We start from the raw sequence: 19,849 nt of genomic DNA, 5'->3' as shown, positions 1-19,849 counted from the left end.
CTCCCAGTGCCAGAGCCGGTCGTCAGACCGGCTCTTTTATTTGGCGGACCAGACTTGGGCCGGAGGCATTCCGCCTCCATTTCCTGCTTGTTGCCCCGTGTGTTTTCAGGATCGGAACCTTTGCATGAAGTATGAACATCTGGTGCGCATCAATGCACCCCACGTTAAATCCCTGACCCGTGACCAGCTGTGGCGCGGGCTGATGCATCGCGTCGAGCAGCCGCATGTGTTTTTGCCGCATATCGACCGGGTGGAAATACTGGATCGCGGCGAGGATTTCATCGAGCGGGTGATGTGGTTCGGTGACATGGAGGTACGTGACCGCATCGCTTTTGATGATGGTGTCAGGTTTCATTACCACACGCTGGCAAGTGAAGCGCATGCAGGCGGTCACCTGACGGTCAGTATCGAAGAGCCGGATGCCGGTGAGCTGTTTGTCCGTTTTTGCTATGAGACACCGCTGGCCGAGCGGGTCGAGGACGGTGTGGATGTGGGCAGTTATCTGCGTTCGGCCTGGCAGCAGTCGGATACCGAAGCCATGCAGAAGCTGCGCGAGCTGGCGGAAAGCGGCGCATTCGATGCCGGCCCGGATGCTTCCGGGCGGTGAGGCAGTCTTGGGGATACGGGTGCCTGAAGCCGTCGGTTACAGGCACCGGATGACCCGGTCCGGAGATGATGTCCCGGCCCTGGCATGTTCCGGAGGCCGGGTTTATTCGGGAGAGTTGTCGGTGCGGCGGACTAGTCAGTTGCCTGCATCTGGCTTTGCAGCCAGTTTTCCCGTCCGATGCGGTGCAGCAGGTCCCGCTGGGTTTCCAGCCAGTCCACGTGTTCTTCCTCATCTGCAAGGATGTCGGCCAGCAGCTCACGGCTGACATAGTCGCGGATGGTTTCACAGTGTTGAATTGCCTCGCGCAAGGCGGGCAATCCCTCCATTTCCAGGCGCAGGTCACAGGCGAGGATCTCTTCGGGGGTTTCGCCGATGTAAAGCTTGCCAAGATCCTGCAGGTTCGGCAGTCCTTCCAGGAACAGGATGCGCTCGACCAGCCGGTCGGCATGCTTCATTTCCTCGATGGATTCCTGGTATTCATGCCGGTCAAGCTTCGCCAGGCCCCAGTTGCGACACATGCGGGCGTGCAGGAAATACTGGTTGATGGCGGTAAGTTCGTTTTTGAGGATGTGGTTGAGGTGCGCGATGACCTGATTGTCGCCTTGCATGGTGTTGTCTCCGGAGCCGTTTCTGCTCATCGGAGTATGGCAAGGGATGCCTGCTTCACAAGGCGGTATTGACGGAGGCTGTTCCGGTTTCCGGCTGGTTCTGTTGCAGCAGCTGGTGGGCGCAGCGGCCGCACTTGCCGCAACGGGTGGCGACCGGATACAGGTCACGCAGTTTGCTGGCGCCCTGGCGGGCAGCGTGACGGATGTCTTGTTCGGTAGTGGGGAAGCACAGGCAGACGTACATGGAAAAAGAAAACGGGCAACACGGATGTCGCCCATTATTGTTGAGAGTATTTCTCAACTAAAGCCGGTTCCGACCAGCGGAGCCTGCCGGCTTGCTGCTCGCTACAGTACCTCGGATGCGTATTCGGCCAGCCGCGAACGCTCGCCACGTGCCAGCGTTACGTGACCGCTGTGGTCCCAGCCCTTGAAGCGGTCGACCACATAGGTCAGGCCCGAGCTGCCTTCGGTCAGGTACGGCGTATCGATCTGGCTGATGTTGCCCAGGCACACCACCTTGGTGCCTGGTCCTGCGCGGGTAATCAGCGTTTTCATCTGCTTGGGCGTCAGGTTCTGGGCTTCGTCAATCAGGATCAGCTTGTTGAGAAAAGTGCGGCCGCGCATGAAGTTGAGGCTCTTGATCTTGATCCGGCTGCGGACCAGATCGCGGGTGGCGGCCCGGCCCCAGTCTCCGGTTTCGTGAGAGGGCTGGGTCAGCACGTCCAGGTTGTCCTCCAGTGCGCCCATCCACGGCAACATTTTTTCTTCCTCGGTGCCGGGCAGGAAGCCGATGTCTTCACCGACCGGGACGGTAACCCGGGTCATGATGATTTCGGTGTACAGCTTCTGCTCCAGCACCAGTGCCAGCCCCGCGGCCAGCGTCAGCAGGGTCTTGCCGGTGCCGGCCTGGCCCAGCAGCGTCACGAAATCGATTTCCGGATCCATCAGCAGGTTGAGGGCGAAATTCTGCTCGCGGTTGCGGGCGGTGATGCCCCAGACGCTGTTCTTGTGGTGGCTGTAGTCGCGCAACGTGACCAGTTCGGCTGTCTTGCCGGCAATGTCCACCACGCGGGCAGCAAACGGGTTGTCGCCTTCCTGCCAGAGGATCTGGTTCAGGTACAGCCTGGGAACATCTGGGCCGGTCATGCGGTAGCGTACCCGGTTGCCGTCCGGCCAGCTGGCCAGATCGGTACCGTTGCGTTCCCAGAAGGCAGCGTCCAGTTCCAGCGTACCGGCGTACAGGAGGTCGGTATCTTCCAGCACCTTGTCGTTGAAGTAGTCTTCGGCAGCCAGTCCCAGTGCCCGCGCCTTGATGCGCATGTTGATGTCTTTGGACACCAGGATGACTTGACGCTGCGGCTCGCGGTGCTGGAGTGCCATCACGATGCCGAGGATCTGGTTGTCCGCCTTGCCCATGGGCAGGCTTTGCGGCAGCTCGGCCGCAATGGCTTGGGTTTGCAGCACCAGTTTGCCGGTCGAAGCACCCATGCTTTTCTCGGCCAGAGAGATGCCGGACTCGATGTCGCCCTGGAATCCTGCTACCAGTTCATCCAGGAAACGGCTGGCCTGCCGGGCATTGCGGGCGACCTCGCTCATGCCTTTTTTGTGTGCGTCCAGCTCTTCGAGCGTGATGATGGGGATGAACAGATCATGCTCGTCAAACCGGAACAACGAGGTGGGATCGTGCATCAAAACATTGGTATCGAGCACAAACAGTTTGGTCAGGGCGGGGGAGGCTTTTTTCTTCGGCATGACGACATCCTGTCAGTGATGGCGGGAACGGGAAGCGGGCTGCCCGGAGACCGGCAGTTTCCCTCAACCCGGTTGTAGCTTACGCCGCGCAGGTACGTTCTGACGACCGTTAAAAAAGTACGCAACCATTGCATCACCCCAACGGCATCAGGTTATTATCGAGTCAACAAAATACGCCAAACCTGATAAATACCCAGAGGTGAATCTTGAAGATTGCTGTGCTGCCCGGCGATGGCATCGGGCCGGAAATTGTTGCTGAAGCCGTTCGTGTACTGGAGTGTCTCAAGGCTGACGGCCTGCCGGTTGAAACCGAAACGGCCCTGATCGGCGGTTGTGCCGTCGATGCTGCCGGCGACCCGCTGCCGGACGCTACCCTGAAGCTGGCGCAAGAAGCCGACGCAGTGCTGCTCGGTGCCGTCGGTGGTCCGCAGTACGATGTATTGCCGCGCGAACAGCGACCGGAACGGGGTCTGCTGCGCATCCGCAAGGGCATGAACGTGTTTTCCAACCTGCGCCCGGCCGTGCTGTATCCGGAACTGGCCAGTGCCTCGTCGCTGCGTCCGGAAATCGTTGCCGGTCTCGACATCATGATCGTGCGCGAACTGGTCGGCGACATCTACTTTGGCGAACCGCGCGGCATCGAAATGCGCAATGGCGAGCGTGTCGGTTTCAACACCATGATTTACAGCGAATCGGAAATCCGCCGCATTGCCCACTCGGCATTCCGCATTGCCCGGAAGCGCAGCAAGCGCCTGTGCTCGGTCGACAAGATGAACGTGCTCGAATGTACCCAGCTCTGGCGTGACGTGATGATCGAGGTTTCGGCCGAGTATCCGGACGTCGAGCTGTCGCACATGCTGGTTGACAACGCAGCCATGCAGCTGGTGCGCAACCCCAAACAGTTTGACGTGATGGTGACCGGCAACATGTTTGGCGACATCCTTTCCGATGCCGCGTCCATGCTCACCGGCTCGATCGGCATGCTCCCGTCGGCCTCGCTCGACGCCAACGGCAAGGGGCTTTACGAGCCGATCCACGGCTCGGCACCGGACATCGCCGGCAAGGGGGTGGCCAACCCGCTGGCCACCATCCTGTCGGTGGCGATGATGCTGCGTTACACCTTCGGCGAAACCGCCGCGGCAGACCGGATCGACAACGCCGTCAAGGCCGTGCTGGCCAAGGGCCTGCGCACCGCCGACATCTGGCAGCCGGGCACGGAAAAGGTCGGTACCCGCCAGATGGGTGACGCCGTGATTGCCGGGCTGTGATTCCGGAACCGGATTGATCTTCCGGGCGCCGGTCATGGCGCCCGGTCAGCATTCCAAAATACGCAAAACTGATACAAAGGGAGTAGTAAACATGAGAGTCGGTCTGGTTGGCTGGCGCGGCATGGTCGGTTCCGTGCTGATGCAGCGCATGGTGGAAGAGGGCGACTTTGCCCTGATCGAACCGGTGTACTTCACCACCTCCAACCCGGGAGGCAAGGCACCGGTACTGGGCGGCAAGGAAGCACCGGCCCTGAAGGACGCCAGAAACATCGACGAACTGAAGGCCTGCGATGTGGTCATCACCTGTCAGGGCGGCGACTACACCAACGAGGTGTATCCGCAGCTCAAGGCGACCGGCTGGACCGGTTACTGGATCGATGCTGCCAGCTCGCTGCGCATGGACAAGGACGCCGTGATCATCCTGGATCCGGTCAACCAGAACGTGATCCGCGATGCCTTGGCCCGTGGCGGCAAGACCTTCGTCGGCGGCAACTGCACCGTCAGCCTGATGCTGATGGCGCTGGGCGGCCTGTTCCAGAACGACCTGGTCGACTGGGCGACCTCCATGACCTACCAGGCCGCATCCGGCGCTGGTGCCAACAACATGCGCGAACTGCTCAAGGGCATGGGTGCCATCAACGCTGCCGTGGCAGCCGAGCTGGCCGACAGGCAGAGCGCCATCCTCGACATCGACCGCAAAGTGGCCGAGTTCATCCGCTCGGATGCCAACCCGACCGAATTCTTCGGTGTGCCGCTGGCGGGCAGCCTGATTCCGTGGATCGACAAGGATCTCGGCAACGGCCAGTCCAAGGAAGAATGGAAGGGTGGCGTTGAAACCAACAAGATCCTCGGCCGCAGCGACCGTCCGGTGCCGATCGACGGCCTGTGCGTGCGGGTCGGTGCCATGCGCTGCCACAGCCAGGCCCTGACCATCAAGCTGAAGAAAGACGTGCCGGTCGACGAGATCGAAGCCATGCTGGCCGCTCACAACGACTGGGTCAAAGTGGTGCCGAACCAGCGTGAAGTGTCGATGAAGGAACTGACTCCGGCAGCCGTGACCGGCACCCTGACCGTCCCGGTCGGCCGTATCCGCAAGCTCGCCATGGGCCCGGAATACATCAGCGCCTTTACGTGCGGCGACCAGCTGCTGTGGGGTGCTGCCGAACCGCTGCGCCGCATGCTGCGCATCCTGCTTGATCGCTGAGACCGGGCCGGCTGGAACCAAACCAGCTTGACCTGGACTCCAAAAGGGCGCGATTCTCGCGCCCTTTTCCCTTTCTGGAGAATCCTGATATGAGCCAAGCCCGACTTGCCCTGCTGGGCGCCACTGGTGCCGTCGGCCGTGCCCTGCTGCAAGCCATGGCCGAACTGGCCCTGCCGATGGCTTCGTTGCGCGTGTTTGCATCTGCCGCGTCGGCGGGTGAGGGAGTTGCCCTGGGCCGACGCGAGCTGGATATCGAAGATACCGCTGAATTTGTACCGGCTGATTTTGACCTGGTGTTCCATGCCGCCAGCGAAGCTGTTGATCCGGTGGCTGCTGCGGCCCTGGCAGCCGGTTGCCGGGTGATTGACCTTGGCGGACGCATTCATGGTGCCGAGCACGTGCATGCACCGCTGGCCAGCATGCTGGCCGTGTTGTTGCGCGGGCTGCCGGCCGACGTGGACCACCTGACCGTGACCGCCATGTTGCCGGTCGTGGCTGCGGGCCGGCACGGAGTGGATGAACTGGCCCAGCAGACCATGGCGCTGTTCAACCAGAAAAGCTACGAGCGCGAAGTGTTTGACCGGCAGGTGGCATTCAACCTGATCCCGCAGGTTGGCAAGATCGGACCGGATGGCTGCAGCGACAGCGAACGCGCCTTGCAAGAGTCGCTGGGCCTGTTGTTGCCGCAGCAGGCCGGGCTGTCGGTAACGGTGGTGCAGGCACCGGTGTTCTTCGGTCACAGCCTGTCGGTGGAAATCGAACTGCGGGAAGCCGCCAGTGCAACGGTATTGGCCAAGGCACTGGCTGATGCCGGGATGGAATGGACCGACATGAACCCGGAGGGCATGGTGGCCACGCCGATGGACGTGCTGGGACAAGACCGCCTGCTGGCCAGCCGCCTGCGCGTGCATGGTCGCCGGATCAGCCTGTGGCTGACCGGAGACGGCTTGCGGATGATGGCGCGTGAAGCCGTGAGGCATGCCGGCTGACTTTCGGGTGACTGCCCGCGGTTTTTGCCGGTAATGCTTGCGTGAAGGGGGCCGCTTTGGGTAAAAGTGACCAACGTCACTTCTTGATTGCCGGGTGGCTTCAGGCCATCCGGCCGGCTTTCCGAACAGAGACCCTATCTTGCGCGCATTGGTTCGTTTGTCCGCCTGCCTGCTGCTGGGCAGCAGTTTTCTCCCGACCGCTTGGGCTGCCTTGGGCCCGTTGACGGTTCATTCCAGACAAGGCGAGGCCCTGAGGGCCGACATTGCCCTGACCACCGCGCCTGACGGTGCGCAGGTTGCCTCGGCTCCGCGGGCGTTTTACCACAGCGCCGGGGCCGACTGGCTGCCGGCACAGCAGCAGGCCGTGTCGATGCGAATCGATCGTACTGCCGACGGGCAGCCGGTGGTGCGTCTGGCGTCCACCAGGGCGCTGACCGACCCCTATCTTTCGCTGGTAGTGGAGCTGAGCGCCGCAGGACAGGCGCCGGAATACCGCTACTACACGGTCTTGTTGCCAACCACGTCCAAAGAGCCTGTCCGCAGTCAGGGCGCGCCGGTAGAGGCTCCCGATGCTGCTCCGCCTGCCAGACCGGTTCCCGATCCGGAAAACCTGCCCGGAACCAGTCCGTCCCAGGTGCAGCAGCCGGCAGCGGCTAGCCCGGCACCGATGGTGTCCGTCGCCGAACTGGACCGGATTGCCCGGCAGGAATACGAAGCTGCCCAGGCACGCTCCAACAGCAAGGAGGCGCCGGCCGTCAAAGTGAAAGCAGCAGGCAAGCCGGCTCCGGTGACTCCAGTCCGTGCACAGGACAGCGGCTGGCAGTGGTCGTCTGTCGCAGCCGGTGCTGCCGCCACGCTCGCCGTCTTGCTCGCTGGCGGTGCCGGTCTGTTGTGGTGGCGTCGCCGGCGCAACCGGCCGGACTCTCCCTCCGGGGACGAGACCGGTGCCAGCCAGGTCATGACGGCCCGCCCGCCAGAGCCGGAGCTGCCTGCCTTGCCGGAGGCACCTGCACCTGTGGTGGCAGCCATGGCTCCGGTCATGGCCGAACCGGCGGTGCTGGAGGCCGACTTGTCTACGGCCTCGAGTGAAGCCGCGCTGGCGGAGGCCCTTGCCAGTGCCGAAGCCATGGCCGAGGCAGCCCCTCATCCGGCGGAGGTTCCGGCGCCTGTTGTGGCCGCAGCCGAGCCGATGCTGGAAAACTATGAGTTCCACGATGCGGACGATGGTGCGGCCGTGCTGTCGGCCACTCCGGAAGCCGTGCCGGCACCTGCGCCGGCGGTCATGTCACTGGACATGGACATGGACGCCATTTTCGGTGATGCCGTCGAGCCTGTAGCCGCACCTTCGCCGGTCGAGGTGGCTGCGCCTGTTGCTGCACAGGAAGAAGACCTGCTGGCGGCCATGATGGAGGACATCCATCCTCCGGCCGCACCCGAAACTCCGGCAGAGCCCGAACCGGCTCCTGCTGTGGAGGCGGAGAAAGAGGAGCCGGTGGCGATTGACCAGGATTCGATCGACGACCTGCTGGCAGGTTTTTCCACGCCAGGCCCCAGCGTACCGCCTGCCGTGATGGAGCCCCCGCCACCCGAGCCTGAACCCCCCGTTGAAGAGCCTGAACCGGAGCCTGAGCCTGAGCCTGAGCCCAAGGCCGAACCCAGCCTGCTGGAGTTTGATTTTCCGCTGGAAGAAATCCAGCCGGCACCGGCGCCTTTGCCTTCAGACACCAACGGCATGGAGCTTGATTTCGACAACATGCTGGATGGTGATCCACTGGATACCAAGCTGGCGCTGGCGCGGGTGTATCTCGACATGGGGGATGGCGAGGGCGCCCGCGAGATTGTTGAAGAAGTGTTGCAGGCCGGCAGTGAAGCGCAGCGGGCCGAAGCCCGCAAGCTGCTGGCCGGCATGGCATCGGCCAGTTAAGCCGCCGGATGCAGCTGCGGTGGCTGGCCGGCCTGCACCCGGCAACCCGGTTCCTGCTGTGGCTGGTGCTGGCACTTGCCCTGCCGGTGCTGGTGCCGCAGGCGCAAGCGGTGCTGGCCCTGGCTATGTTCGGCGTGCTGGCGATCAGTGTACCCGGCAGCCTTGGACCGACCATGCGGCGGTTGCGCTGGCTGTTGCTGACGCTGCTGGCAGCCTTTGCCTGGACGGTTCCGGGCGAGCCGCTCTGGCCCATGGCGTGGGCGCCAACCCGTGAGGGACTGCTGACCGGGGGCGAGCATGCCTTGAGGTTGCTGGCGCTGGTGTGTGCCATCCGGCTGGTGCTGGCCTGCTCTTCGCGGGCGGAACAGCTGGTGGCGTTGTGGACCCTGGCGCGGCCCATGAGGTATCTGGGATTGCGTCCGGAGCGGGGTGTCTTGCTGGTGGGGCTGGCGCTGGAAGAAGCTGATGCCTGGCTGGCGCAGCGCCGGGGCTGGCGTGAATTGCGGGCCGAGCTTTCCCGCCCTGCCGCCGAAGACGGGGCCGTACGGCAATTGACGTTACAATGCCCGCATTTTCACTTACGGGACGGGCTGGTCCTTGCAGCGGCGATGGCTGTGCTGGCGAGCCTGTGGATGGCATGAGAATCGCCCTCGGGCTTGAATATGACGGCCGTGGTTTTGCCGGCTGGCAACGGCAACCGGACCAGGACACCGTGCAGGGCGCCCTGGAAGGGGCGCTGTCGCAGATTGCCGGGCATCCGGTCGGCGTGCTGGCGGCCGGCCGGACCGATACCGGTGTGCATGCCTCGCAGCAGGTGGTGCACTTTGATACCGGAGTCGAACGGCCGCTGACGGCGTGGGTGCGTGGCGTCAACCGGTTTTTGCCGCCTGGTGTGGCCGTCCTGTGGGCGCAGCCGGTGGCAGAGGATTTCCATGCCCGGTTTTCGGCCTGCTCGCGCAGCTACAGCTATTACCTGATGAACCATCCGGTGCGGCCGGCCTTGGGTGCCGGGCGGGTCGGCTGGTTTCATGCTCCGCTGGACGTGCCTGCCATGCAGGATGCGGCTGGCCTGCTGCTGGGACAGCATGATTTTTCCAGCTTCCGGGCTGCCGAATGCCAGGCGAAAACCCCGGTCAAGACCCTGACCCGCTTTGACATCAGCGGGCACGACGGCCTGATCCGTTTTGATTTGCAGGCCGACGCTTTCCTGCACCATATGGTACGCAACCTGGTGGGTGCGCTGGTCTACGTCGGCAAGGGCGCACATGCGCCGGAGTGGATGGCCGGACTGCTGGCCGCCCGTGACCGCACGCAGGCACCGCCGACTTTCATGCCGGATGGCTTGTATCTGACCGCGGTGGGGTATCCTAGCCACTTTGGCCTGCCGGCAGCCTGCCGCCGGGTGTTTCTCTAGAGCGCCGAATGTCTGCCAAGCCTGCCCCCCGTATCAAGATCTGTGGCCTGACCCGCCCGCAAGACGCCGAACAGTGCGCGGCGGCCGGTGCCGATGCCATCGGGCTGGTGTTTTACCCGCCCAGTCCGCGGCATGTGCCGATCAAGGCTGCACGCGCCGTCATTGCCGCGCTGCCGCCCTTCGTGACGGTGGTGGCGCTGTTCGTCGATCCGTCGGTGGAGGAGGTCGAGGCCGTCTTGCAGGCGCTACCGGTCGATGTGTTGCAGTTTCATGGCGAGGAACCACCGGAATTCTGCCGGCAGTTTGCCCGCCCTTACCTCAAGGCCGTACGGGTGCGTCCGGGCATGGACCTCATGGCATACGCCCGGCGTTACGCTGATGCGCGCGGCCTGCTGGCCGACGCCTTTGTGCCGGGCCAGGCCGGCGGCACCGGTGCCGTGTTCGACTGGACCCTGCTGCCGCCGGACCTGCCGCTGCCGCTGGTCCTGTCCGGCGGGCTGACCCCGAACAATGTGACCGACGCCGTGCAACGGGTACGGCCGGCGGCGGTGGATGTATCAAGCGGCGTCGAGGCCGCCAAAGGAATCAAGGATGCCGCGCTGATCGCGGCCTTCATCTCAGGAGTCAGACATGCAGATTTATGACCAGCCCGATGCGCGCGGTCACTTCGGCCCGTATGGCGGAGTGTTTGTCGCTGAAACGCTGATGGCCGCACTGGATGCCTTGCGGCAGGAATACGAATCCGCCCGCCAGGACCCGGCCTTCATGGCCGAGTTCCATTACGAGCTCAAGCATTATGTCGGACGGCCAAGCCCGGTGTACCACGCCCGCCGCCTGTCGGAAGCGTGCGGCGGTGCCCAGATCTGGCTCAAGCGCGAAGACCTCAACCATACCGGCGCCCACAAGATCAACAACGCCATCGGCCAGGCCCTGCTGGCGCGGCGTATGGGCAAAAAGCGGGTGATCGCCGAAACCGGCGCTGGCCAGCATGGCGTGGCAACCGCCACCGTGGCTGCCCGCTACGGCATGGAGTGCGTGGTGTACATGGGTGCCGAGGACGTCAAGCGCCAGGCACCCAATGTCTTCCGCATGAAGCTCCTGGGGGCGACGGTGGTGCCGGTGGAAAGCGGCAGCCGGACCCTGAAGGACGCGCTCAACGAAGCCATGCGCGACTGGGTCACCAACGTCGACAACACGTTCTACATCCTCGGCACGGCAGCCGGTCCGCACCCGTATCCGATGCTGGTGCGTGATTTCGTGTCGGTGATCGGCCAGGAAGCACTGGTGCAGATGCCCGAGGTGATCGGTCGCCAGCCGGATGCCGTGGTTGCCTGTGTCGGTGGCGGTTCCAACGCCATCGGCATGTTCCATCCGTATGTCGACGTACCGGGCGTGCGCATGGTCGGTGTCGAAGCCGGTGGCGACGGTGTCGAGACCGGGCGTCATGCGGCGCCGCTGTCGGCAGGGCGCCCGGGCGTCCTGCACGGTGCACGCATGTACCTGATGCAGGATGCCGACGGCCAGATCATCGAAACCCATTCGATCTCGGCCGGGCTGGATTACCCCGGCGTGGGCCCGGAGCACAGCTACCTCAAGGACATCGGTCGTGCCGAATATGTGGCCGCTACCGATACCGAAGCCCTGGAGGCATTCCATACCCTGTGCCGGCTGGAAGGCATCATTCCGGCGCTGGAATCCAGCCATGCCGTGGCCCATGCCATGAAGATGGCGGCCGGCATGTCGCCGGAGCAGGTGATTCTGGTCAATCTCTCCGGCCGGGGCGACAAGGACATCAACACCGTCGCGCGACTGGCGGGCATCGAACTGTGAGGATGGCATGAACCGTATCGACGAACGACTGGCCGCGCTCAAGGCCGCAGGCCGCAAGGCCCTGATCCCGTTCATTACCGCCGGCGACCCGGAGCCGGACATGACCGTCAGCCTGATGCACGCCCTGGTGCGTGGCGGGGCCGACGTGATTGAACTGGGCATTCCGTTCTCGGACCCGATGGCAGACGGCCCGGTGATCCAGCGCGCCAGTGAACGGGCACTGGCCCGGGGCATGACGCTGGCGCGGGTGCTGGAAATGGTGGCCGGATTCCGCCGCACCGATCCGGACACCCCGGTGGTGCTGATGGGCTATCTGAATCCGGTCGAAGCCATGGGCTATGCCGCGTTTGCCAGTGCTGCGCGTGCGGCCGGGGTGGATGGCGTGCTGACGGTGGATTGCCCGCCCGAAGAATCGGACGAGTACGCACAGGTGCTGCAATCGCACGGCCTGGCGACGGTGTTCCTCGTGGCACCCACGACACCGGCGGCCCGTCTGGCCGCTGTGGCGCGGCTGGCGCGGGGCTATGTCTACTATGTCTCCATCAAGGGCGTGACCGGTGCCGCCACGCTGGACGTGGCCGACGTGGCCCGCCAGGTCGGGGCATTGCGCGAGCATCTGTCGCTGCCGGTCGGTGTGGGCTTCGGCATCCGTGATGCCGAAACGGCACGGGCCATCGGCGAAGTGGCCGATGCGGTGGTGATCGGTTCGCGGCTGGTGCAGGAAATCGAAGCGGCCGGTGCGCAGGCACCTGACCGTTTGCAGGCACTGCTTGCCGGCATCCGCCTGGCACTGGACGCCTGAATTCTGTCTGACAAAGGCCGGTGCGAGGGGTAAAATCACCGGCTTGAATTTTTACCGGAGAAGTCATGAGCTGGCTCAACAAGCTCTTGCCACCGAAAATCAAGAAGGACAGCAAAAAGCCCTCCTCCGGCGTGCCGGAAGGCTTGTGGAGCAAGTGCGCAGCCTGTGAGGCCGTGCTCTACCACACCGATCTTGAATCCAACCTGCAAGTCTGCCCCAAGTGCGGGCACCACCATCCCCTGTCGGCGCGCGAGCGGCTGGCCGTCCTGCTGGACGAAGAGGGACGGGTGGAGATCGGCAGCGAAGTGACCCCGGTGGACATCCTCAAGTTCAAGGACAGCAAGCGTTACCCGGACCGGCTGGAAGCCGCTCACGAGGTGACGGGCGAGGATGATGCACTGGTGGTGATGCAGGGCAGCCTGCATTCGCTGCCGGTAGTGGTTGCGGCCTTTGAATTCCGGTTCATCGGTGGTTCGATGGGTTCCGTGGTGGGCGAGCGCTTCGTGCGTGGCGTGCGCGCGGCCGTCGAGGCCGACTGTCCGTTCATCTGCGTGGCCGCCTCGGGCGGGGCGCGGATGCAGGAAGGCCTGTCGTCGCTGATGCAGATGGCCAAGACCAGCGCCGCGCTGCAATTGCTGACCGACCGCAAGCTGCCGTTCATTTCCATCCTGACGGATCCGACCATGGGTGGCGTGTCGGCGTCGTTTGCCTTCCTCGGCGACGTGGTGGTGGCCGAGCCCGGTGCCCTGATCGGCTTTGCCGGCCCGCGGGTGATCGAGCAGACCGTGCGCGAAACCCTGCCGGAAGGCTTCCAGCGGGCCGAATTCCTGCTGGAAAAGGGTGCGGTTGACCTGATCGTCGACCGCCGCCAGATGCGTACCCGTCTGGGCAGCCTGCTGACCCTGATGACACGGCAACCGGCCCTGTCCGTGTAATCCTGCGCTCCTGCGCATCATGTAAAAAGCCGCTTGCAAGCGGCTTTTTTGTTACCCGGCTTCTGGCCGGCCGGCAAAGAAAACGGCACTCCGGTCCGGAGTGCCGTCATTCCCGAATCTGCCTGCTCAGGTCTTACTTGTTGGCAGGCATGGTGCGCGCCGGCATGGGCTGCTGGGGAGCCGGCATGCCGGGCTGCGGCTGCATGTTCATGCCCTGGATGTTCTGCATGTCGATCTGCGAAATCGGCACGTAGGTTCGCGCCGGAATGGCCGTTTTGTCCAGCCTGGCCGGCAGGACGTACTGCGTGGCGCAGGCCTTCAGGGTTTCCGGGTCCAGGTCGTCTTCGACCTTCAGCGTTTCGACAGGCTTGAGCTGGAGGGTTTCCAGCAGTTTGCCCGAGCTGGCCAGTACGCGCATTTCGGCCAGCAGCAGATCCTGCTGGGCGTTTTCCAGTGCGCGGTTGGCATCGAACAGTTCGTTTTCGCTGTCGAGCAGGTCAAGCAGGGTACGCTGGCCGATGTCGAACTGGCGCTGGTAGGCATCGCGCACCATTTCCGACGTCCGCTGGTGTTCGCGCAGATACTGGATCTGTTCGGTGAGCTTGACCGTGTCGTGGTAGGCAATGGCCGTGGTCTGGCGCAGGTCGCGGCAGGATTTGTCGCGCAGGTCCAGTGCGGCGTTCAGCCGTTCGGCAGCCATCTTGAGGTTGGTATTGTCGAGCCCGCCACGGAACACATTCATGTTCATGACCAGTTCGATCACGTTTTTCTTGGTGCGACCGTCGTAGTTGTCCAGGTTGTTGATGTTACTGGCACTGGCGCGCAGGTCCAGCGTGGGCGAGAACGCGCCTTTGCGCATGTTGACTTCGCTGCGGACGGCCTGGACGTTTTCCAGTGCCGACCGGTACGACGGGCTGCCGGCCACGGCGTACTGCATCAGCTCTTCGGACTTGGGCATCCTGTCTTTCAGCGATGCCACGCTGTCCATTTGTTCGGGGGGCAGTTCGCCCGTCAGCCGTTCGTAACGCTGCGACACGTCATGCAGGTTGGAGGTTTCGGTCAGCAGGTTGGATTCCGACAGGGCCAGACGGCCGGTGGCCAGTTCCAGGTCCACGCGACGCCCGACGCCGGCACCGACCTTTTGCTGGATCTGCTCGTACACACCTTTGTGAGAGGCGTAGTTTTCCTTGCTGAGGTCGACCAGTGCGCGATAGCGCAGAACGTCCAGATAAGCCCGGGCAGCTTCAAGAGCCTGCTGTTCGCTGGTGTTCAGGAATTCGAAATAACGTGCGCGCTCACCATATTTCAGCTGCCTGACCAGATTGGTGGTCTGCAGGCCCTGGAACAGGTTTTGTGTCAGATAGGCTGACCAGCCATCCCGGTTGTAGCTGCCGTTGGTGCCGGCCAGCCGGCTGGGATAGGTGCTGTCTTCCCGACCCCAGGTGTAATTGACGTCAATGACCGGCAAGAATCCGGCCCGGCCAACGCCTTTTTCTTCAGCAGCCTGCCGGAACTGGTGAAAGCTGAACCGGACTTCCGGGTTTTGGGCAATGGTTTTTTCCACTGCCGATTTCAGGTCGGCGGCTTGCGCATTGCCACACAAGGCAATGAAGAGCATCGATGTCAATGCTGTCTTTTTGCAGGGAATTTTATTGGCCAGCATGATTCGGGTTCCTGTCGCTGTATCTGTTTTCACGGGCTTGACTGTAAATGCGCGAAAACAATACAAATGTCATTGTTTTCTTGTATAAAAACGCATAACCGCACGCAGGTTATGGGCGATTTTTTAGTCCCGTCTTAATCTGGAACAAATTTGTTTCGAGATAAAAACCAGTCTTTTTAATGTAATTGTCATGAAAAATCTATACATGCAATGATGTATTTATGTAATGGATTGAAATTCATGAAATTATTCATTCGGCTGGAGATATCTGTTTTTCTGGTTATTGCAACGACATATCCAGGGTAGTCGTTTTTTGACAGAACCCTGCTGGCACCCTGTTGAGGCGGACTGTAGTATGCGAAAACTTTTTCAGGAACCATCGTGCCAGGATCTGTTTTCATTCCGTTTCCGGCATGGGTTTCATCATGTTGTCACCGGCAGGCATTCTGTCCAGGATATTGAAATATGACCGCAACGGCGTCGGCGAAAGAAGGCGGTTTTTCTTTCTCGCAGCGAAGTCTGGCAACCGATCCTTTGCTGGATTGCCTGTTCTCCCTTGTGCGCGGTTTCGGGATGACGGCGACGCGTGAATCCCTGACGGCCGGCATTCCCTTGCATGACAACCGGCTCACGCCGTCGATGTTTGCGCGGTCGGCGCGGCAGCATGGCCTGGTGACACGGGTACTGCGGCGTGACCTTTCGCAATTCAAGACCAGCCATTGCCCGGCCGTTTTGCTGCTGGACAATGATGAAGCCTGCATCCTGCGCGGGGTCCGGGAAGGCTTTGCCACGATCAGCAGTTCCGATTTGCCGGATGCGGCGGACGAAATACCGCTGGAAGAACTGGCCGGGCGCTATACCGGCATCGCCATCCTGGTCAAGCCGCGTTACCACTTTGACAAGCGCACGCCCGAGCTTGCCTCCATCCGTACGCGGCACTGGTTCTGGCAGGCGATATTCCAGTGCAAGACCCTGTACCGGGATGCACTGGTGGCGGCCTTGATGATCAACATTTTTGCGCTGGCGATCCCGATCGTCACCATGAACATCTACGACCGCGTGGTGCCCAACATGGCGACCGATACCCTGTGGGTACTCGCCATCGGGGCAGCGCTGGTGCTGGTATTCGATTTCCTGCTGAAAGTCTCGCGGGCTTACCTGATCGACCGTGCCAGCAAACGGGTGGACATCAACCTGTCGGCGCTGATCATGGAGCGGGTACTGGGTATCCGCATGGCGGCGCGTCCGGCCTCGGTCGGGGCCTTTGCTGCCAACCTGCGGGCTTTTGAAACCATCCGCGACTTCATCGCCTCGGCCTCGGTCACGGCGCTGATCGACATGCCGTTCCTGCTGCTGTTCATGATCGTGATTGCGTGGATTTCACCATGGATGGTTTTGCCCCTGCTGGCCGGAGCGGTGGCGATGATCGTCTATGCGCTGCTGATGCAGCACAAGATGGAAGAGCTGTCCGAAACCACCCTGCGCGCCTCTTCGCAGCGCAACGCCTTGCTGGTCGAGAGCCTTGCCGCACTGGAAACCGTCAAGATCCAGGGGGCCGAAGGCTCCATGCAGACCAAGTGGGAAGAGTCGACGCGCTTTCTAGCCCAGGTGGGATCGCGGCTGAAGGTCCTGTCGACCTCGGCCACCAACTTCGCCGGTTTCGTGCAGCAGTTCAACTCGGTCGCCATGCTGGTGGTCGGGGTGTACCAGATCATGCTGGGCAACCTGTCGATGGGGGGGCTGATCGCCGTGGTCATGCTGTCCGGCCGCGCCATTGCTCCGCTGGGGCAGGTAGTGGGCCTGCTGACGCAATACCACCACGCCAAGACCTCGCTGAGCTCCCTGGAAAGCTTCATGGAAATGCCGGTAGAGCGCGATGCCAGTTCGCCGTATTTCCACCGGACCCATCTCAAGGGGGAAATCGAATTCCACGACGTGTCGTTCGCCTACCCCAACAGCAACATGGGGGCGCTCAGCCATGTTTCGTTCCGCATCCATGCCGGTGAGCGGGTCGGCATCATCGGGCGCACCGGCTCGGGCAAATCCACCCTGCAAAAGCTCATCCTCGGGCTGTTCCAGGCAGATGAAGGTGCCATCAGCATCGATGGCATCGACATCAAGCAGATTGACCCGTCCGAGTTGCGCCACCATATCGGCCATGTGCCGCAGGATGCGGTGCTGTTCTATGGCAGCCTGCGCGAGAACATTGCCTTCGGCAAACCCCACGCCTACGACGCCAGCGTGGCTGCGGCAGCCGAACAGGCCGGACTGACCGACTTCATCAACCGCCATCCCGACGGCTTTGACATGCTGATCGGCGAACGGGGCGAATCACTATCCGGTGGCCAGCGCAAGGCCGTGACCATTGCCCGCGCCCTGCTGGAATCTCCACCCATCCTGTTGCTGGACGAACCGACCAGCAACATGGACCACGCCAGTGAACAGGCGATCAAGCGCACCCTGGCTTCGGTCCTGCCAGGCAAGACCCTGGTGCTGGTGACTCACCATACTGCCTTGCTGGATCTGGTCGACCGGCTGATCGTGATTGACCAGGGACGGGTGGTGGCCGACGGCCCCCGCGCCGAAGTGGTACGTGCCCTGCAAGGCGGCAAGATCGGAAAGGCGGCCGTATGAACAAGCCAGAATTGCCCCCGTCCGTACCCGGCTCCGGGGAGGAGGCACCGGCCTCGACGGCAAGACACCGGCTGCTGGCCGCTGTCGTGGCGCGTTTCAACCTCTGGCGATCCAGGGTGGACCGCAAGCTCGACCAGTGGCTCAGCCTGAAAGAACAGGATGACCAGCAGGATTTCGTTACTGATGCCGAATGGTTCATGCGCGAAGAATCCCCGCGCCGGCCCCGCATTTTTGTCTGGAGCATGCTGGGTTGCCTGCTGGTAGCGGTCTTGTGGGCCGCCTTTGCCAAAATCGACGAGGTATCGCGTGGCGAGGGCAAGGTAGTGCCCTCGGGGCAGAACCAGGTCTTGCAGAGTCTGGACGGCGGGGTGGTGACTGAAATCCTGGCGCGCCCGGGCCAGACCGTGAAAAAGGGCGAGTTGCTGCTGAAGATCGACAGTACCCGCTTCGTGTCCAACCTGCGGGAAAACCAGGCTCAGTACTACGCCCTCCAGGCCAAAGGGGCGCGGCTGCGTGCCCTGGCCAATGATGTGCCGTTCGAGATGCCGGCCGAGGTGACGCAGTTTGCACCGGGCATTGCCCAGCAGGAGATGGAGCTTTACACCTCCCGCAAGATGGAGCTGGACGCCAGCGTGTCGATTGCCCGGCAGCAGATGGCGCAACGCACGCAGGAGCTGCGCGAAGCGCAGGCACGGCGTGCCCAGGCAGCGCAGAGCTATGACCTGACTGCGCAGGAACTGCGCGTGACCCGTCCGCTCAAGGACGTGGGTGCCGTATCCGAAGTCGACCTGCTGAGGCTTGAGCGGGATCTTGCCCGTTTCCGGGGCGAGCGGGACATGGCCGGTGCGCAGATCCCGCGTACCCAGGCTGCCATTGACGAAGCCCGGCGCAAGATCGAGGAAGTGGAACTGGCTTTCCGCAATGAAGCCAGTACGCAGCTGACCGAAACCATGGGCAAGCTCAATGCCCTGTCTGAAGGCAGCGTGGCCCTGCAGGACAAGGTCCGGCAGACGGAAATCCGCTCGCCGGTGCGGGGTGAGGTCAAGCAGCTGTTTACCAACACCGTGGGCGGCGTGGTGCAGCCTGGCAAGGACATCATCGAAATCGTGCCGCTCGAAGCTTCGCTGCTGCTCGAAACCCGGATTTCGCCGCGTGACATTGCTTTCCTGCATCCGGGCCAGAAAGCCGTGGTCCGCTTTACTGCCTACGACTTCACCATCTATGGCGGGATGGAGGGGGTGCTGGAAACCATCGGCGCCGACACGATCACCGATGAAAAGGGCAATGCCTTTTATGTAGTCAAGGTGCGTACCAAAGGTGCGACGCTGGGTGACATGAAGCTGCCCATCATTCCCGGCATGGTGGCGCAGGTGGACATCATGACCGGCAAAAAGACCGTGCTGTCGTATCTGCTGAAGCCGGTCCTGCGCGCCAAGGCCACGGCGCTGAGTGAGCGCTGACATGCGTGCGCCCTATCTGGTCAGTCCGGACCCGGACGTGCTGGCTCACTGGCAAGCGGGCCTGGGAGGAACGGGGGCACAGGTGGCCACGCTGGAGGCGCTCGGACAGGCCCGGCCCGGCATCGTCTTGCTGGATGCCGACGGCTATCCGCAGCTGGCGCCTGCTGCCAGCCTCAGCTTGCTGGCCCGGCACCGCGTGGTGGTACTGACCGCCAGACCGGATGAGCAGACGGGCCTGGCCTGGCTTTATGCCGGCGCCGTGGGCTACGGTGCGCGCTGGAGTACGCCTGCCTGTCTGCAACTGATGTGCCAGTCCATCGGGGAAGGCAATACCTGGGTGGACCAGACGCTGTTTGCCCGGCTACGGCGGGTGGAGGATGTCCGTCCGGCCGAAGACGACAGGCGTTCTGCCATGTCCGGCCGGGAAGAACAGGTAGCCGGCGCCTTGAGCCAGGGCCTGTCGAACAAGGAAATCGCCAGTGAGCTGGCGATCAGCGAACGTACGGTCAAGGCACACCTGAGTTCGCTGTTCCAGAAATTCGGCGTCAGCAACCGCCTGCAACTGCTGCTGATCCTGCGTCAGGCAGACCGCCGGTAACTCCGGTTCCGGCAGGTTGCAGCGGGCGGTATCCGGCCTGTGTTGTTGTCCTGTTCCTGCCGGAGACTGACAGACCGCTGTCACGCAATTCTGCCCGGGCCGGTTTTTCCGCTCTGGTCTGTGTGTCCGCACGGCTTATGGCATGTATCCATTGGCAGCCT

Annotated in this window: 19 protein-coding genes; 14 read left to right on the top strand and 5 right to left on the bottom strand. The window is 62.8% G+C overall.

All coding sequences use genetic code 11. The annotated features are described in order from the left end of the window. Positions 1 to 124: 124 nt before the first annotated feature. Complete coding sequence (locus tag G542_RS0114640) at positions 125 to 607, top strand: SRPBCC family protein (RefSeq protein ID WP_012696716.1); 483 nt, start codon at positions 125 to 127, stop codon at positions 605 to 607. 131 nt (positions 608 to 738) lie between these two features. Here G542_RS0114640 and bfr read toward each other — a convergent pair whose 3' ends face one another. From bfr to G542_RS0114625, 3 genes are all read right to left on the bottom strand, one after another. Then, entirely contained in the window at positions 739 to 1,215 is a 477-nt protein-coding gene (gene bfr / locus G542_RS0114635) for a bacterioferritin (RefSeq protein WP_012696717.1), read from the bottom strand. A 55-nt stretch (positions 1,216 to 1,270) separates the two neighbouring features. Continuing rightward, positions 1,271 to 1,459: a (2Fe-2S)-binding protein gene (locus G542_RS0114630; RefSeq protein ID WP_012696718.1), complete on the bottom strand. Its 189-nt coding sequence runs from the start codon at positions 1,457 to 1,459 to the stop codon at positions 1,271 to 1,273. A gap of 101 nt (positions 1,460 to 1,560) precedes the next feature. Beyond that, a complete protein-coding gene (locus G542_RS0114625; protein ID WP_012696719.1) occupies positions 1,561 to 2,967 on the bottom strand; it encodes a PhoH family protein in 1,407 nt (468 codons plus the stop codon). 206 nt (positions 2,968 to 3,173) lie between these two features. Between G542_RS0114625 and leuB the strand changes: the two genes are divergently transcribed. From leuB to accD, 10 genes are all read left to right on the top strand, one after another. After that, the gene (leuB, locus tag G542_RS0114620) at positions 3,174 to 4,235 is read left to right on the top strand and encodes a 3-isopropylmalate dehydrogenase (protein ID WP_012696720.1); all 1,062 of its coding nucleotides are present in this window, start codon (positions 3,174 to 3,176) and stop codon (positions 4,233 to 4,235) included. 91 nt (positions 4,236 to 4,326) lie between these two features. Continuing rightward, positions 4,327 to 5,439 carry an aspartate-semialdehyde dehydrogenase gene (gene asd / locus G542_RS0114615; RefSeq protein WP_012696721.1) on the top strand — a complete coding sequence of 371 codons (1,113 nt, stop codon included), beginning with the start codon at positions 4,327 to 4,329 and terminating at the stop codon, positions 5,437 to 5,439. Between the two features lie 89 nt (positions 5,440 to 5,528). Next, positions 5,529 to 6,428, top strand: coding sequence for an Asd/ArgC dimerization domain-containing protein (locus G542_RS0114610; RefSeq protein WP_012696722.1), 900 nt, complete (start codon positions 5,529 to 5,531; stop codon positions 6,426 to 6,428). 139 nt (positions 6,429 to 6,567) lie between these two features. Next, positions 6,568 to 8,352: a FimV C-terminal domain-containing protein gene (locus G542_RS0114605; protein WP_156092918.1), complete on the top strand. Its 1,785-nt coding sequence runs from the start codon at positions 6,568 to 6,570 to the stop codon at positions 8,350 to 8,352. Between the two features lie 8 nt (positions 8,353 to 8,360). Beyond that, positions 8,361 to 8,993 (top strand): CbiQ family ECF transporter T component, encoded by a 633-nt coding sequence (locus G542_RS17715; RefSeq protein ID WP_051190093.1) that lies wholly within the window; start codon positions 8,361 to 8,363, stop codon positions 8,991 to 8,993. After that, positions 8,990 to 9,766 carry a tRNA pseudouridine(38-40) synthase TruA gene (truA, locus tag G542_RS0114595; protein WP_027824498.1) on the top strand — a complete coding sequence of 259 codons (777 nt, stop codon included), beginning with the start codon at positions 8,990 to 8,992 and terminating at the stop codon, positions 9,764 to 9,766. The genes G542_RS17715 and truA overlap by 4 nt, the downstream gene beginning before the upstream one ends. Before the next feature lie 8 nt (positions 9,767 to 9,774). After that, on the top strand, positions 9,775 to 10,410 hold the full coding sequence (locus G542_RS0114590) for a phosphoribosylanthranilate isomerase (protein ID WP_027824497.1): 636 nt from the start codon (positions 9,775 to 9,777) through the stop codon (positions 10,408 to 10,410). After that, positions 10,397 to 11,596 (top strand): tryptophan synthase subunit beta, encoded by a 1,200-nt coding sequence (trpB, locus tag G542_RS0114585; protein ID WP_012696728.1) that lies wholly within the window; start codon positions 10,397 to 10,399, stop codon positions 11,594 to 11,596. Before G542_RS0114590 ends, trpB begins: the two co-directional genes overlap by 14 nt. A gap of 7 nt (positions 11,597 to 11,603) precedes the next feature. Next, positions 11,604 to 12,398, top strand: coding sequence for a tryptophan synthase subunit alpha (gene trpA, locus G542_RS0114580; RefSeq protein ID WP_027824496.1), 795 nt, complete (start codon positions 11,604 to 11,606; stop codon positions 12,396 to 12,398). 65 nt (positions 12,399 to 12,463) lie between these two features. Then, positions 12,464 to 13,333 (top strand): acetyl-CoA carboxylase, carboxyltransferase subunit beta, encoded by an 870-nt coding sequence (gene accD, locus G542_RS0114575; protein ID WP_012696730.1) that lies wholly within the window; start codon positions 12,464 to 12,466, stop codon positions 13,331 to 13,333. Positions 13,334 to 13,466: 133 nt separating this feature from the next. Here accD and G542_RS0114570 read toward each other — a convergent pair whose 3' ends face one another. Beyond that, a complete protein-coding gene (locus G542_RS0114570; protein ID WP_027824495.1) occupies positions 13,467 to 14,996 on the bottom strand; it encodes a TolC family outer membrane protein in 1,530 nt (509 codons plus the stop codon). Between the two features lie 188 nt (positions 14,997 to 15,184). Beyond that, positions 15,185 to 15,397 carry a hypothetical protein gene (locus G542_RS18745; RefSeq protein WP_156092917.1) on the bottom strand — a complete coding sequence of 71 codons (213 nt, stop codon included), beginning with the start codon at positions 15,395 to 15,397 and terminating at the stop codon, positions 15,185 to 15,187. 64 nt (positions 15,398 to 15,461) lie between these two features. Between G542_RS18745 and G542_RS0114565 the strand changes: the two genes are divergently transcribed. The 3 genes from G542_RS0114565 to G542_RS17215 are packed head-to-tail and all read left to right on the top strand — an operon-like array spanning position 15,462 to position 19,688. Continuing rightward, positions 15,462 to 17,630 carry a type I secretion system permease/ATPase gene (locus G542_RS0114565; protein WP_027824494.1) on the top strand — a complete coding sequence of 723 codons (2,169 nt, stop codon included), beginning with the start codon at positions 15,462 to 15,464 and terminating at the stop codon, positions 17,628 to 17,630. Further along, positions 17,627 to 19,090: an HlyD family type I secretion periplasmic adaptor subunit gene (locus tag G542_RS0114560; protein WP_081666873.1), complete on the top strand. Its 1,464-nt coding sequence runs from the start codon at positions 17,627 to 17,629 to the stop codon at positions 19,088 to 19,090. Before G542_RS0114565 ends, G542_RS0114560 begins: the two co-directional genes overlap by 4 nt. Before the next feature lies 1 nt (position 19,091). Further along, positions 19,092 to 19,688, top strand: a complete 597-nt coding sequence (locus G542_RS17215; protein ID WP_012696735.1) for a LuxR C-terminal-related transcriptional regulator — start codon at positions 19,092 to 19,094, stop codon at positions 19,686 to 19,688. The last annotated feature ends 161 nt before the right edge of the window (positions 19,689 to 19,849 follow it).

The organism is Laribacter hongkongensis DSM 14985, from assembly GCF_000423285.1.
GTDB lineage: Bacteria > Pseudomonadota > Gammaproteobacteria > Burkholderiales > Aquaspirillaceae > Laribacter > Laribacter hongkongensis.
This window is presented reverse-complemented; position numbering and strand designations above follow the sequence as displayed.

Coding starts and splice junctions, on each gene's coding strand:
- G542_RS0114630 (WP_012696718.1), bottom strand. CDS start 1,459: ATGTACGTCTGCCTGTGCTTCCCCACTACCGAACAAGACATCCGTCAC.
- G542_RS0114565 (WP_027824494.1), top strand. CDS start 15,462: ATGACCGCAACGGCGTCGGCGAAAGAAGGCGGTTTTTCTTTCTCGCAG.
- trpA (WP_027824496.1), top strand. CDS start 11,604: ATGAACCGTATCGACGAACGACTGGCCGCGCTCAAGGCCGCAGGCCGC.
- G542_RS0114610 (WP_012696722.1), top strand. CDS start 5,529: ATGAGCCAAGCCCGACTTGCCCTGCTGGGCGCCACTGGTGCCGTCGGC.
- trpB (WP_012696728.1), top strand. CDS start 10,397: ATGCAGATTTATGACCAGCCCGATGCGCGCGGTCACTTCGGCCCGTAT.
- G542_RS17715 (WP_051190093.1), top strand. CDS start 8,361: ATGCAGCTGCGGTGGCTGGCCGGCCTGCACCCGGCAACCCGGTTCCTG.
- asd (WP_012696721.1), top strand. CDS start 4,327: ATGAGAGTCGGTCTGGTTGGCTGGCGCGGCATGGTCGGTTCCGTGCTG.
- accD (WP_012696730.1), top strand. CDS start 12,464: ATGAGCTGGCTCAACAAGCTCTTGCCACCGAAAATCAAGAAGGACAGC.
- G542_RS0114625 (WP_012696719.1), bottom strand. CDS start 2,967: ATGCCGAAGAAAAAAGCCTCCCCCGCCCTGACCAAACTGTTTGTGCTC.
- bfr (WP_012696717.1), bottom strand. CDS start 1,215: ATGCAAGGCGACAATCAGGTCATCGCGCACCTCAACCACATCCTCAAA.
- G542_RS0114560 (WP_081666873.1), top strand. CDS start 17,627: ATGAACAAGCCAGAATTGCCCCCGTCCGTACCCGGCTCCGGGGAGGAG.
- G542_RS0114640 (WP_012696716.1), top strand. CDS start 125: ATGAAGTATGAACATCTGGTGCGCATCAATGCACCCCACGTTAAATCC.
- G542_RS0114590 (WP_027824497.1), top strand. CDS start 9,775: ATGTCTGCCAAGCCTGCCCCCCGTATCAAGATCTGTGGCCTGACCCGC.
- G542_RS18745 (WP_156092917.1), bottom strand. CDS start 15,397: ATGAAAACAGATCCTGGCACGATGGTTCCTGAAAAAGTTTTCGCATAC.
- G542_RS0114570 (WP_027824495.1), bottom strand. CDS start 14,996: ATGCTGGCCAATAAAATTCCCTGCAAAAAGACAGCATTGACATCGATG.
- truA (WP_027824498.1), top strand. CDS start 8,990: ATGAGAATCGCCCTCGGGCTTGAATATGACGGCCGTGGTTTTGCCGGC.
- G542_RS17215 (WP_012696735.1), top strand. CDS start 19,092: ATGCGTGCGCCCTATCTGGTCAGTCCGGACCCGGACGTGCTGGCTCAC.